11 protein-coding genes are annotated in these 13,392 nt (G+C 44.4%); 4 read left to right on the forward strand and 7 right to left on the reverse strand.

Translation table 11 applies throughout. The annotated features are described in order from the left end of the window. Positions 1 to 27: 27 nt before the first annotated feature. From ABTW55_RS10570 to ABTW55_RS10580, 3 genes are read right to left on the reverse strand one after another with little or no spacing between them, the layout of a single operon-like run. A complete protein-coding gene (locus ABTW55_RS10570; protein WP_060422634.1) occupies positions 28 to 360 on the reverse strand; it encodes a contact-dependent growth inhibition system immunity protein in 333 nt (110 codons plus the stop codon). Next, positions 345 to 644 (reverse strand): contact-dependent growth inhibition system immunity protein, encoded by a 300-nt coding sequence (locus tag ABTW55_RS10575; RefSeq protein ID WP_072265033.1) that lies wholly within the window; start codon positions 642 to 644, stop codon positions 345 to 347. The genes ABTW55_RS10570 and ABTW55_RS10575 overlap by 16 nt, the downstream gene beginning before the upstream one ends. Positions 645 to 648: 4 nt before the next feature. Further along, positions 649 to 1,476 carry an RNase A-like domain-containing protein gene (locus tag ABTW55_RS10580; protein WP_060422639.1) on the reverse strand — a complete coding sequence of 276 codons (828 nt, stop codon included), beginning with the start codon at positions 1,474 to 1,476 and terminating at the stop codon, positions 649 to 651. 514 nt (positions 1,477 to 1,990) lie between these two features. On the opposite strand from ABTW55_RS10580, the gene ABTW55_RS10585 reads away from it, so the two are divergent. The 4 genes from ABTW55_RS10585 (at position 1,991) to ABTW55_RS10600 (ending at position 7,511) form a co-directional block, all read left to right on the forward strand. Beyond that, complete coding sequence (locus ABTW55_RS10585; RefSeq protein ID WP_060422642.1) at positions 1,991 to 2,299, forward strand: hypothetical protein; 309 nt, start codon at positions 1,991 to 1,993, stop codon at positions 2,297 to 2,299. 224 nt (positions 2,300 to 2,523) lie between these two features. Then, positions 2,524 to 3,648, forward strand: a complete 1,125-nt coding sequence (locus ABTW55_RS10590) for an HNH endonuclease (protein ID WP_373682060.1) — start codon at positions 2,524 to 2,526, stop codon at positions 3,646 to 3,648. A 447-nt stretch (positions 3,649 to 4,095) separates the two neighbouring features. Next, a complete protein-coding gene (locus tag ABTW55_RS10595) occupies positions 4,096 to 6,327 on the forward strand; it encodes a Piwi domain-containing protein (RefSeq protein ID WP_200761783.1) in 2,232 nt (743 codons plus the stop codon). Next, on the forward strand, positions 6,315 to 7,511 hold the full coding sequence (locus ABTW55_RS10600) for a hypothetical protein (protein WP_060422647.1): 1,197 nt from the start codon (positions 6,315 to 6,317) through the stop codon (positions 7,509 to 7,511). The genes ABTW55_RS10595 and ABTW55_RS10600 overlap by 13 nt, the downstream gene beginning before the upstream one ends. Before the next feature lie 9 nt (positions 7,512 to 7,520). Here the strand turns inward: ABTW55_RS10600 and ABTW55_RS10605 are convergent, their stop codons facing one another. From ABTW55_RS10605 to ABTW55_RS10620, 4 genes are read right to left on the reverse strand one after another with little or no spacing between them, the layout of a single operon-like run. Beyond that, positions 7,521 to 8,681, reverse strand: coding sequence for a hypothetical protein (locus ABTW55_RS10605; RefSeq protein ID WP_072265034.1), 1,161 nt, complete (start codon positions 8,679 to 8,681; stop codon positions 7,521 to 7,523). Next, entirely contained in the window at positions 8,681 to 10,384 is a 1,704-nt protein-coding gene (locus ABTW55_RS10610; RefSeq protein WP_072265035.1) for an AAA family ATPase, read from the reverse strand. Before ABTW55_RS10610 ends, ABTW55_RS10605 begins: the two co-directional genes overlap by 1 nt. Continuing rightward, the gene (locus tag ABTW55_RS10615; protein WP_072265036.1) at positions 10,384 to 11,766 is read right to left on the reverse strand and encodes a restriction endonuclease subunit S; all 1,383 of its coding nucleotides are present in this window, start codon (positions 11,764 to 11,766) and stop codon (positions 10,384 to 10,386) included. The genes ABTW55_RS10610 and ABTW55_RS10615 overlap by 1 nt, the downstream gene beginning before the upstream one ends. Beyond that, positions 11,766 to 13,334, reverse strand: a complete 1,569-nt coding sequence (locus tag ABTW55_RS10620; RefSeq protein WP_060422649.1) for an N-6 DNA methylase — start codon at positions 13,332 to 13,334, stop codon at positions 11,766 to 11,768. The genes ABTW55_RS10615 and ABTW55_RS10620 overlap by 1 nt, the downstream gene beginning before the upstream one ends. Positions 13,335 to 13,392: the final 58 nt, after the last annotated feature.

A 13,392-nucleotide genomic window follows, 5' to 3' on the forward strand; every position in this document is an offset into this window, starting at 1 on the left:
GGCGTAAGTTTTTAAAAAGAGACAGGCTTAAATTCGTTTAAGCTGCTCCAGCTTTTGCTCTGCTTTTCGTTGCAATATGGCAAAGACCCCTACCGCTGTAGTGCCCCAGCTCTCCGGCATAAATTCATCTGAAAAATGCTCCGCCATGCCCTCGTTTATACGCCCCGCATAGGTGGCCTGAAATTTTTTGGCTTCCTCGAGGATATCGCGGATGACCTGGCTACCGTTTTGCTCAAGGAAGCCGTCAATCACCCCCTCGGCCGTTTCGGCATCAGTAAACAGATCATAATCCTGACCGAAGTAAATACTGAATAAGCTACTGAGCTCGCTAAAGTGATTGCGAATCACGATGGTGCCCAAAGCGCTTTCACTGCAGCGCTTCTGGCCTGTTGCAGGAATGCGGGAACCGTGGTTCCCCATAGCTCAGGGCTGAAGGTAAAGCCGAAACGTTGGTTGAATAATGACTCCACATTATCCTGCGCCAGTAGCTCATCGATCTCATTGACCAAAGCCTCGCGCTGCTGATGAGTCGCCAGACGAATGTACTCTGCGATCAGCGCAGTAATATCGCCCTCTGCATTTATCAGGTCATAATCTTGGCCAAAATAAATGACTATCAGGTCATCAAGTTCGCTGGTTTTCATCGGCTTATCTCGCAGGGAAGGCGCTAAGGATAAAGTAAGGTTTGCCATTATAGCGGGTAAATTCAATCACGACGCCAACCCGATGACATTGATAGACGTCAGTGCTGCCGCGTAACACGCCATAACCCACTGATTCTGTGAAATTGTGATACACGCTCAAACGGCTGCCGGGAGACGCGTACTTCATCCAATTCACAATATCTGCACGGTTCGCCTTTACCGTGACAGATACATACTTTTCGGCCTCCTTTACCGATCTGAAGGTACTTGCCGCGATCAGTTTCGGGCGCCTGGCTAGCCGGGCAATAAGCGCTTCCGGAGCGATGTTTATATGCCGAGCCAATGTGTGCCCGCCCGGATATTTACCGCTAACGGACTCATGCTCAATCAGCTTAACCCGGCCCATGCGCACGGATGCGACTCTGGCAGCACCAACCGCTCCGGCAAAGACAAAAGGCACGGCAATATCGACCGTTAAACCGACGTTATAGGCCGTTTCCCGATCGGCCCCCAGTGTTTGCGCCAACACAACGGCAGACTGATAAGTATCGGTAGTTGTTGGATGCCCGGTAATCATCTGATTGGAAGCGGCCTTGATGCTGTCCAGGCTATGCGTTCCCACCACCACACACCCAACTTTGGTGATAAACGTCGGATCCGGCGCATAGCACAACACCGCCGCCCCCATCAGCTCAACGACACCGCCGGCAAGCCCCAAACCGCCAAGCAGACGGTTACTGAACGTTTCACCTTCAGTGACGCTTTCATCAGACAGTACCGCCGCAAGCTGCACCGGCGACAGGGCAATACGCAACTCATCTTCATTCGCCATGTTCGTTCATCCGTGAATGAGCAAAGCCGTATGATTAACATAAGCTCTAGAAAGGATAAATACTGGAACGGTTAACACTTCGTAGCGCGAATAGAGGATTACCGAACATAACATTCATTTAGGGAATGGAATGATATGAATTATATTCGCCATATATAGGCGACATTACAAATATAAAAGAGCACCATAAATAACTGCGAGCTGCATTCCAATGCTGAAAGCAAATAAACTGTAATTCTATACAGATTATTTTTTCCTTTTACTGATAACGTTATAGTTTTTCCGCTGCGGCAAAATCCGCAGCCGGAGTTAGCGTTCCGAATCTGACATACTACCGCTGTATTATGTAATAATGCAGCAGCTTTAGTTCACTCCAAATAATGGTGGCTCAGGCGGGGGCTTCGCAAGAAGCGCCGGTTCGTATGTCCCGGTGACGCTAACCCCGTCTGAGCTACCACCCGAGTTTAGCGTCTCTGGTGATAGTCATTCGCTAATGACATACGGAGATGCACCCATGACAAAGGTTCCCACTACAGAATCCGTTGCAAGCACCCTCACCCTCTATCGCCAACTGTTTAACCACCTCGATCTCAGCACTTTCAATCCCTCAGAGCTCTTAGACCTGGCCGCACTCTCTGCCGAACAGGCGGAAGGTCTGTGCCACGGCCTGATGCTGTTCGGCCATTTACTGCAAAAACACCCGCAGTTGGATACCGAAGGCTGGGAACAAATGAATCACTACCTCAACGCTACGGCACATCTGATTCCTGCGTTGTGTAACCTGTATGGGCGGGCGTTGCGGGAGATGGAAGCCTGCGGCTAACGTAAATGGCAATTAGGGCGATGCTCATCGCCCTTCCCACCCACGTTTTTCCAATAGATCTGACTGACGTATCACAACAAAAGCATTCATCAAGGTAGGCATTTCCTCCTCTACCTGGCATAGTTAACGCATTCGGTAAATCGATGAGTTAACTGCTGGGTATTGATGCATACTGCTCTCGTCAGCAAGCACATTGCTCAGAGTCTGCTCGGTAATGTGAGGACGTGGTTTTGGCAACTGCAATAGAGGCGTTATCTTCAAAAGAATTCGTTTTAAAAGCCATCGAAGAATATAAAAAAATTGGCCGAGATGAATTCTTAAAACAACATAAAATAAAGCGATTTAAAAAATTCACCCTTATTTATAATGGCGAGAAGTACGACATCCGCGGCATTGCCGCTAGAGCATACAGTGAGCAACATGGCTATCCATTTAAGGGAATCAACGCCGATAATGGAACAGAAAAAGCCATCCAATTTCTCAAAGATCTCGGTTTTGAGACCGTCGAAACACCGCATCCTTTTGATTATTTAACCGAAGGCAAACTATACACACGCAAAGCGCTTATCGAGCTCTACGGCGGGCAGTTGCAAGGCGGTATCTGGACCCCACGGGAATTCCCGGTGATCTTTATCTTCACCGGAGAAAGTGGCGAAACCTACGGCTACAAAGATGGATGGACAGCTGAAGGCAGCTTCTCTTATACGGGAGAAGGCCAAAAAGGCCCTATGGAATTTATTCGGGGTAATAAATCCATCCGCGACCATAAAAAAGACGGCAAAGACATCTTCCTGTTCGAAGACAACAAGAAAGAAAAAGGCGTTCGCTATCTTGGCATGTTTGAGTGCGATTCTTGGGATCACATTCAGTGCTTAGACTTCGAAAATAACATGCGGCAAGGCATTACCTTTAACCTTTTCAAAGTATCGTCACTGCACGCGGTTGAAGAAGATGCAGACACCGATGAAGCGAATACGCAGACAGAGACGCTCGAACAGTTACGCAAGAAGGCACTGCAGTCCTCACAGCAATCGGGCCAGCGCCAACAAAGCGACAGCAAGAAATCCTGGTTCAAACGCAGCGAAGACGTAAAAAAATACGTGCTCAAGCGCGCCAATGGCATCTGTGAAGCCTGCGAGCAGCCGGCACCCTTCAAGAAAAGGAACGGCGAGCCCTACCTCGAACCCCACCACACCAAACGTTTAGCCGACGAAGGCCCCGATCACCCGCAGTGGGTGGGTGCTATCTGCCCGACTTGCCATCGACGGATTCATAGCGGGGTGGACGGGAAAGAGGTGAATAAGAAGTTGATGGTGAAGTTGGAGTTGAAAGAGGGGGCATATAAATAGCCAGTCTTATTACAGTGCCACTACAGCCTGCCCTTCAGGGACGGCTTACACCTGCCTATAAGAGGCCGATTATCAAGGTAAACTCCATTTAACCACATGAAACATAGGTCATTTTAATCATGAGAACCCACAGGTTTAATTTGGTCAGACCGGTAATTATAGCGTTATATCGGGGCTTTAGTACCCCTATGTATACCGAATAATAGATCTTCATCACAGTGCGTCAAAGCATAGCCAGCACTCGTATTAAAATCCCCAGTCTTTGCATTAGGTTAGTATAAAGTGTTAGATAATTGCTTTGTGAGTCTTAAAAACATTTCCGCTACCATGGTGGAGAAATTAATTGCTGAACAGTTACTTCCGGACACGAGTGAACCCACGGCGAGCGCCAGTCAGCTGCCAGTGTGCAAGCGCATCTCCGACTGGGAATAATTACCAAGACGCAGTATGTTGGATTTTTCACTAACACAAAAGGGGTGGGTCTTGCCGATTGTCCTTAATGCGTTTCCACTGAAAGTCCCTGAATTGGAGTTGACATTTGTCCAGATACCCTACGACAAGACAACTCTAGATAGCCTTCGTTCCTCCCATAAAATGACGCACGTCTTCCGGCGTCAGGGTGACAATATTCAGATCTTTTCGAGTGATGGTACGTTCCCCAAATCTGGTACACCGCAGACTCTGCAACTAAAGGATAATTTAGGTATTTTTTGCGCTCTGGCAAAAGATGGTCTTATCAAGCATTTCGCCGGATTGGGTAGAACTCCTTTCGGCTTCAATCCTATCGAGGTGATAAGTGCCAAAGCAAAAGACAATCTTTTAGCCTCAATTCTTGGTGAGGCTTATCCCTTAAAAATTTGTGCCAAGTATTCAATCGACACTCGTACTGTCCAGGGTCAACCGTGCCTTATAATTGATTGCTCAACACGTCGTGTAGTAAAAGAGAACTGCCTGTTTTTCCTAAAAACCGGATTCAATGTTATTGGTCGCTACGTCGTCACCGAGCAGGACGACGGATTTAGGAAACTTTTAGGGTTTGTAGAAAGCTGCCACGAAGGGAGAACTCTGAGTGTCATTCGTCCCGACGGCCAAGCAGTTCATGCTGAGGCTAAAGACGTTTATCTCGAAGCTAGTCGAGCGAATTTTGACGACTACATCCTTCATACGCATGGTACGAAGAAAGACTCCATTGTCGAACATATTCGGCAGTCCGTTTCCATTTTCAACGGAGGCGAGAATAAAAAAGACCGCATCGACACCCTTAAGAGGTATATCCAAACGACAAACATCTCGCTGTTCGATGGAACGCGTATCGAAATAGAGGATCCATCCGACATTCAAAAAGATTGCGCACAAATGCAAAAGCCGGTGTTCGTCTTCAACGACAACGGTGAAGCAGATTGGACGGAGAAGGGTCTTACACAAAATGGCCCCTATACAAAACGTACCTTCGATAGGAACGATCCGTCAATCTGTGTGATCTGCGCCCAACATGACAGAGGGCGAGTCGAGCAGTTCGTACGTAAGCTTCTGAAAGGCATGGCTAATAGCAAATATTTTAGAAATGGTCTTGAGGGTAAATTTGCACTTGGAACCAGTCGTGTTGAAGTGTTCGAAACATCCACAAACAGCGTCGATGCATACAAAAGTGCCATCGAAGCTGCAATCCGCAAAAAAGCTGATGACGGAGGACGTTGGGATCTAGCCCTCGTACAAGTGCGACAGTCATTCAAACAACTCAAAGTTACTGATAATCCTTACTATCTTGGTAAAAGCCTATTTTACATGCACCAAGTTCCTGTACAGGATTTCACAATAGAGCTGCTATCCCAGTCTGATTATTCACTCGGCTACTCGCTTAACAACATGTCATTAGCCTGCTACGCGAAGATGGGTGGAGTACCGTGGCTGCTAAAATCATCGCCAACTCTATCCCATGAACTCGTGATCGGCATTGGCAGTGCCAATATCGTCCAAGAGCGTGGTGCCCACAATCAGCGCATCATGGGAATCACCACCGTATTTTCGGGAGACGGAAGTTACATTGTTTCGAGTACGTCCAAAGCCGTTGTGCCGGAAGCTTACTGCGAGGCCCTAACCTCTGTTTTAGGAGAGAATATAGAAAAAATACAAAGGCGAATGAATTGGCAGAAAGGCGATTCGATTCGTTTAATTTTTCATGCACAAGTCAAAAAGTTTAACAAGGAAGAGATTCAGGCAGTCCGTGCGGTGATCGATAAGTATAGAGATTACCAGATCGAGTATGCCTTCGTTAAAATCTCAGAGAATCACGGACTCCACATGTTCGACTCTTCAACGGCAACCATGCCTAAAGGACGCTTGGCGACGCATCGCGGAAAAACGTTCAAGCTTTCTAAAAACGAAATGCTTGTTTACCTGATCGGCCAACGTGAATTACGACAAGAAACGGACGGTCATCCACGTGGTGTGATAGTCAACGTTCATAAAGACTCGACCTTCAAAGATATTAAGTATTTGAGCGCTCAGCTCTACAGTTTCGCATCACACTCCTGGCGTAGTTACTTCCCCAATCCCATGCCAGTTACCATAACTTATTCCGATCTTATCGCCCATAATTTAGGATGGTTGAATCAGCTTCCTGGCTGGAGTGACTCAGTCATGATTGGGAAAATAGGGCATTCACAATGGTTTCTATAGAGAAAGAAAACGTTTATCAGCTACGAGACTATTTTCACAGTAAGGTGAGCGAATCCGCTCACCTTGATCCATTTAAGTCCTGCTTTTTTAATCTCCTAGACGGAGGTAAGAGCTGCATTACGAATTTTAGTTTTGCGGATCTATCTTTATACCAACGCTGTGCAATTTCAGGTTTGTGTATTCTGGCTGAAACTGTCTCGGTCCAGGATGTTTCTCGCCTGCTCGGGCAAGCTCCCAAGATCGACTCAACACCGAGACCTTGGGTATCGGACATGTTCGGTGTAATGGCAGTAAAATGGCTAACCGCAAAGATTCAAGATGAGAGTATTGAACACGAGTTCGAACAGTGGATTTCAGGGTTTCTGGCTCAGCAGATTGAAAGCAACCATCTCAGTATCTTCGAGAAAGATATCGCGATATATGTCAGTAACAGCGAATCAGCCACCTTTAGTAGTGCTTGCATACCACTCTTCCTTCATTATAGAAAGTTACTGAAGATCAATAGCCATCAGAACCGACTTTCTCTTGTCGGACGTTTCATGAGTGAATTTCAAGCACAAGCTACAGAAAATCCTTCAGTGACTCTCTTGTGCGTAATGCTTTACGTTTTTAATCAAATTAATCAGGAAATTGCCATTGCTCCACCGTCTGGATGGACCCTGGATGACCTGCTAAGATTTCTGGAACATATCCCTGCCGGGTTAAAACGGTGGACATGGGAGGACACAGGTCGAACCAGAGGCGCAGAGCCCGTACAGTGGCAAGTCGAAAATGAATACCATGTTCAGAATCTGCTTTATATCCTACTTGCACCAATTTTCAACGACATTGCTGATGAAGTGAATCTTCAGCCTGTCGGGCAAAAAAATCCTCGTATTGACCTTTATCTGCCATCACTGCACACAATCATTGAAGTAAAATACCGAAAAGATAAAAAGAAATCGTTTCCTGCACTAATAGGAGAAATTGCAGAAGATGCGTCACTTTATCGTGTCGACGAAAAATATAAGGATTCACGCATCATCAGTTTCCTGTGGGATTGCACGCGTGCAACGCAAGAACATACGAAATTCAAGGAGGGGGTGTTGAAGATAAATGGCATTGATGGTTGCGTCGTAATAAACGCCCCCTCCACTATAAATTTAAAAAAACAGCATGACAATATTAATCACCTGTTAAAATGATATTCAACATTAATCAAAAGTGTCAGCCATATCAGCATCATTTGATAGCCTTAACTTCCAGTCAATTAATACCCAAACATCTTGTAGATAGGCTTCATTTTGACTAGATAAAAACTCATAAACTTTATGCCACCAAAATCTCCACTCCGATTTTTTATAGTCTATTGGCATTTGCCTTGAATATCTATCTAATTGCCGACAGAAATCATCAAAACTTACTGGTCGCAAATCTGTAGCTATACGCTCGCAAAAGTGAGTTTTAAGATGCTGTTCTACTCTTTCTGTAACTTTATAAACTTCTTTCCACACTTCTATTTTACTTACTATGTCTACTGGAGCTCTTGGGAATAAAACAAATGCTGACTCCAAGGGCGTTTCCCAGTTATTCTCAATTAAGTCTCTACGATCACTTAGGTGAAGTGACACCGCTGCAAATTGCTCACATGACTCTTGCGATGGGGGAAGTGGATAAAATGCTATTCTTCGTTGGTTCCCGTTATCTCTGAGAACATCTTTAGGTCCTTTTGCTTTGCTGTTGCAAATGTGGCAAGTCGGAATGAAATTACCAGGATGGACACTGTAAACGGGATATTTATCTTTGCAAAGAACATGATCGTAGTCTGAACGATACTGATCTTCATCTACTACATTCGCTCTATTTTGAGATAGAAGTGCAGTACCACAAATAGAACAAAGATGGCTGTGATTATTTTCTCTTACAAAGTTTTGATAATGATTTTCTATAGAACCTTGAGATTGTAGCTTTGCTTTAGCAAGATCTTTTGTGCATGTAAAGAGATGAGTTGTTAATGACTTACATGCTTCAAATAAGGAGGCCGGCACTAATTCGGGCAATCTAGCTTGAGTGTCATTAAAAAAAATTTGGATATTCTGAGATTCACTTATCTGATCTGATAACTCCTGACGTTTGACTATTGTATCTGGGAGAGCTAACCAGAGCTTATGAAATTTTTCTCTTGTTGGTTTATTGCTCCAACAAACACTTGGGACTGTTCTTTGTCTACCTCGACTTGTTTCCGTAAAGGTACGAAATAATCTCTCTGAATAAATATCTGCATTAACACTAGATTGCAGAAAATGAAGAAACTCAGCGTTAAGCAATGAAAATACAGAGCATTGAGAAGTCTGTGGGTTGAGTGAGAATAACATTAGTTCTCTAATTTCCTTAGAAGATAAGCCTTTTCCATTGACTCCCCAAGATTTTCCTCAATCCAGCGTCGCGCAGCTATAACTGCTTCAGGATCATTATCTTCTGGCAATCTATTTTTAACATCCTCTACCACTGTCTGTGAAATAAGGGAACGTAAACCATAGTGATTCTTAACTAAAATATCAAATGAGGTGCCATAAGTCTGGCTGGATACTGGTTCCATACTGATACAACCTGTATCATTGCGCTCAAAGAAAAATACATTCTCGCGTTTGAGCGAGGAAATCATGAATGGTGAGTGAGTAGATAAAATAAAATGCGATTGACCTTTCCTCTCATTTTCAGGCGTAAATGCTTCGGCTAAACGCTGGTGAAAATAAGTACGCCAAGATGGATTAAGGTGTGTTTCTGGCTCATCAAAGAGAAATAGTGTTTGAGCCTGACTAAATATCCTTGTGGCCGCGATAACCTGAATCAATTGAGCTTCACCGTCAGATAAATCATCAAACCTCACGACATCCCCCTGTTCATTAGCCATTAATAATTCAACAACAGATAAAGGTAATCTTGACTGGAGTGGTTTTTTTAACGTACCTATAAAATCATCTTTCATCAATTTCAAACGAGATGTACGATCCCAGTTCTTTATGCCAAGCTGTTGAATATTGTTAAGTCTTTTAAATAATGCGAAAGAATCATAGTAGTTATCTTCACGAAGTCTGTTTAAAACAGTCTCATCACTTAATTCGAGAGTGATTTCTCCAGACAGATATTCTAACTCATAAAGCTCATACTGGTTATCTGTCGTTCGGCCTCCTGTTGGCCTTACTTGATCGGAGCCTGCTATACGGATCAACATTTTCACATCACGAATGGCATCATCTTCTATGATACCGGAACGAAAGTCGTAATGAAGTACGGCTTTGACAGGATGTTTATATGTTATTTCATCCAACAGTTGAAATACTGTCTCTGTCGGAAGAATCGATAGCGATAAAATTAAGAGCCCAACATTATCGTAATCAAGGTAGTTAAAATTACTAGAGGCAGGATTCACTTCTCTCAAATCAAGATGATAATTCGGAACAAAATCACCTTCTGATAAAGGGCTAAATATATGTGGGTATTTTTTTAGATAATTTTTATTAATTTCAGCTAATTGTTCATCATTGATTTCTCGTGATAGCATTTTGTGACGCTGGCTACTAATTCGACGGACTTCAAAATATTGCACAGCATTTTTCATAAAACTTCGCTGTAAATTTTCGTTTAGCCCCGAAGCATAACCAACCACGAGAGGGATGGGAAACTGGCGCTCACCAAGCTGTATTACATGCCACACATCAGTACCACGAACATTTAAAACCACATCACCGTTAAGCTCAATGGTTACCTTTAACTCAATACTCTCACCATGATTAATGAGTTCGTCTGGGTAAGACAGAACATCGCTATCATTTCTAAGATCCCATTGATAGTGTACCGCCACGCTAAAACCCAGCGATGTTTTATTTTTGAACTCTGCACGTTGCCATCGCTCAAGATAAGAAAAAGTCTCCCCTATTAATTCAAGCAATTGCGATTTACCAGAACCATTAAGGCCAATCAATGCAAATATATTATCTTGGGCATAACTAAAATCAAAGAATTGATCTTTCAAGCCTTTGTAGCTACCACTCAAGTCTAAAGAAATCAGTTGCATCAACTATTACCTTTGCTGCGTTTGATGGTTTTAGTGTTTGAGCGTTGCTGTTGAATTTTTGCCAGCAATGCTTGTGCGCTATTTTCGCCGCTGGTTAAATCGGGATTTTCTGCCCGCCACTGCGCTGTGAGTTCCCCGCGAAATGCTTTAGCCAGAATCGATTGTGTGAGGTTGTTAACGCGCTCAAGGGCGTTTTGTACCTGCTTTTCGATACCGTCAGCATAAGCGAAGAGTTGTTCTACACGGCGGACGATTTCGGTTTGTTCTAAGTAATCAGGGATAAAAATTTGTGCAGTTCTAATTGCATTAAGAGTGATTCTTTGATGACCCGCTGAGGATTTAATTGATTTTATAATATGCTCTCGAAAAATATTAGAGCTGCAGAAATACTCTAGATAATTAGCATTTCGTTGATCTTTTAATCGTGCGCAAAATAAGCGATCCGGATATTGGTATTTCTTAGTAAGACCTTTAACTAATGCGCAATTGCCCACATAGTCTGCTGAGCCACTGAGTCTCGTAAATAATAGATCGCCATTTTTCAGATAATTATCTTCATTCAGTGTTTCTTCACTACTCAAATACCTTACATCCTCATAATTGATTATTTGCGGTCGTATTGCACTAGAGCGAAGAATTGGGATCCCACAAACATTATCACTTGGCGTATCTCCCGAACCACTTCTAAGTTTCGTTATTAGCTCGAGAAACTGTACACTTTTCCAGTCTGAGGATATCTTATTCTGTTCACGCCATTCCTCCGTCAATTTCCCACTCACCGCAGCCGCCAACACAGTCTGACGAAAACGCTTTAGGATTTGTGGTATTTGCTCAAGACGTGCTTTGGCGCTATCGACCTGTGCTAACAGAGTATCGAGTTTATCGGCGATGATTTTTTGTTCTGCAAGAGGGGGAAGTATCAAAGGAAAACTTTCAACGAAAGCCCTTGGAACACGGCGTAGACCAACAGCACCTGTCATATTTCCTGCACCTTCCTGCATAAATTTTCTGGTCTTAATAATCCCAAGTAAATAACTGGCTGGTATTTCTTGATTACGAGCGCGTAGAACATAAAATTCAGAACTACCTGCACCGATATCATTTGGCATATCTTTTACAATTGCTGCTTTACCATTTTCAAAACAGGGCGTTACTTTTGCAAAAATCACATCATCATTTTTAAAGTTAGTGTAAGACTTACCAATCTCACCCCACGTCTTCTCTTCAAACTTTAATTTCCCATTATAGTTTGTTGGGGCATGAGACATAGGAACAAAGCCTGCATTTATGTCTTTTTCAGCCTCTATTTTTTTAGGGTTAACTTCAGCAATATCTGCAAGAGTACAATTGGACCACCCTTCAGGTAGAATAATCTCACCCATCAGCGAGTTGCTCCTAATACAGTCAATAAAGCATCCAGTTCTGCTAAAGCAGTGGTTAATTCTTCTTTTGCTTCAAGCGCTAATACGCTAGGTTCAGGCAGGTTAGTCGCATCAACGCTGTTGTTATCTTTCAGCCATGCAATATCTAATGAATCACCTTTAACATCGCGGATCCATTCGCGGCTGAATGTGCGCCAGCGGCTGGTCGCCATGCGGTCGTCAACGTGCTGATTTTCGGCGTTATCGGGCGCGTCGAGTTCGTCGGAGTTAAAGCTCCATTCCCCTTCACTGCGCTGGCTTTGACCGTTGGCATCGTCACCGTAAACCGCTTCAAAGGGTTTTAAATGTTGCTCACCAAACGGGGTGCGTTTGCCAAAGCTTGGCATGTTACTACGCAGATCATATACCCAGACGTTATCTGTGCAGTTTTCATCCTGATATTTGTTACTAGCGCTGCCTTTGGTGAAGAATAAAACGTTGGTTTTCACGCCCTGCGCGTAAAAAATCCCGGTGGGTAAACGTAAAATGGTGTGCAGGTTGCATTTGTTCATAAGGTCGCGGCGTACATCGGTGCCAACGCCCGCTTCAAACAGGACGTTGTCGGGCAGCACCACGGCTGCACGGCCCCCCGGTTTTAAGTTACGGTAGATATGCTGTAAAAACGCTAGCTGTTTGTTACTGGTTGGGTAGGTTAAGTCATCACGGGTAATGCTAGCTTCACCGCCCTTCGCCGTACCGAACGGAGGGTTAGCAAGAATGATATCGGCTTTGGGCAAGCTAGCGCCCGCCATGCCCAGCGCGTTGCCCTGATGCACGACGCCTTCGTCATCCCCTTCCATGCCGTGCAGCAGGCAGTTCATCAGTGCCAAGCGGCGCGTAGACGGAACCAGTTCTACACCAACAAAGGCTTTATTTTTTTGAAAGGTTCTCGCTTTGGCCGTCAGGTCGTAGAGGTTGTCGGTTTGTTGCTTGATGTATTGATCGGCGGCAATCAAAAATCCTGCGGTGCCCGCAGCGGGATCTTGGATCACTTCTCCGGGCTGTGGCTTGATGCAGCGTACCATGCTGTTAATTAAGGCTCGCGGCGTAAAGTATTGTCCTGCACCAGATTTTGTTTCTCCGGCGTTTTTCTCCAGCAAACCTTCATAAAGATCGCCAAGACCGTCTTTTTTAGCACTAAACCAGTCAATTTGATCGAGGGTGCGGATCATCTGTTCGAGATGACGAGGCTCACGAAGGCGAGTTTGCGCATCGGCATAAATGGCGCTAATCAGCGGGTCGGCATGAACCGAATTACCTTCAGCGTCTTTGCCGCTGGAAAGCTTCAACAACATTTGTTTGTAATGGTTGAGCAGGTTGAGACCCGATAAACTGCTGAGGTCATTCCATTGGCAGCCCTGCGGTAAGGTATGCTGATCTAATAATTCTGCTTCGGTATTTTCATGCACCATTTTGATAAACAGCAGTAGCACTAGTTCGGTGACGTAATCGCTGTAGTTGATGCCGTCGTCACGCAGTACATCACACAGGTTCCACAGTTTTTGTACGATATCGTTATTATTACTCATTATTTTTCCTGCATTCGCTCACGGAAAATACCGCAAGTGCGATTAAAAAGGCGAGTTT

It is taken from the genome of Serratia sp. SM04 (genome assembly GCF_040280225.1).
In the GTDB taxonomy this organism is placed as follows: Bacteria; Pseudomonadota; Gammaproteobacteria; order Enterobacterales; family Enterobacteriaceae; genus Serratia; species Serratia sarumanii.

Excerpts from the sequence above, each read along its gene's own strand:
- ABTW55_RS10575 (WP_072265033.1), bottom strand. The coding sequence starts at position 644 with ATGAAAACCAGCGAACTTGATGACCTGATAGTCATTTATTTTGGCCAA.
- ABTW55_RS10580 (WP_060422639.1), bottom strand. The coding sequence starts at position 1,476 with ATGGCGAATGAAGATGAGTTGCGTATTGCCCTGTCGCCGGTGCAGCTT.
- ABTW55_RS10585 (WP_060422642.1), top strand. The coding sequence starts at position 1,991 with ATGACAAAGGTTCCCACTACAGAATCCGTTGCAAGCACCCTCACCCTC.
- ABTW55_RS10595 (WP_200761783.1), top strand. The coding sequence starts at position 4,096 with ATGTTGGATTTTTCACTAACACAAAAGGGGTGGGTCTTGCCGATTGTC.
- ABTW55_RS10600 (WP_060422647.1), top strand. The coding sequence starts at position 6,315 with ATGGTTTCTATAGAGAAAGAAAACGTTTATCAGCTACGAGACTATTTT.
- ABTW55_RS10605 (WP_072265034.1), bottom strand. The coding sequence starts at position 8,681 with ATGTTATTCTCACTCAACCCACAGACTTCTCAATGCTCTGTATTTTCA.
- ABTW55_RS10610 (WP_072265035.1), bottom strand. The coding sequence starts at position 10,384 with ATGCAACTGATTTCTTTAGACTTGAGTGGTAGCTACAAAGGCTTGAAA.
- ABTW55_RS10615 (WP_072265036.1), bottom strand. The coding sequence starts at position 11,766 with ATGGGTGAGATTATTCTACCTGAAGGGTGGTCCAATTGTACTCTTGCA.
- ABTW55_RS10620 (WP_060422649.1), bottom strand. The coding sequence starts at position 13,334 with ATGAGTAATAATAACGATATCGTACAAAAACTGTGGAACCTGTGTGAT.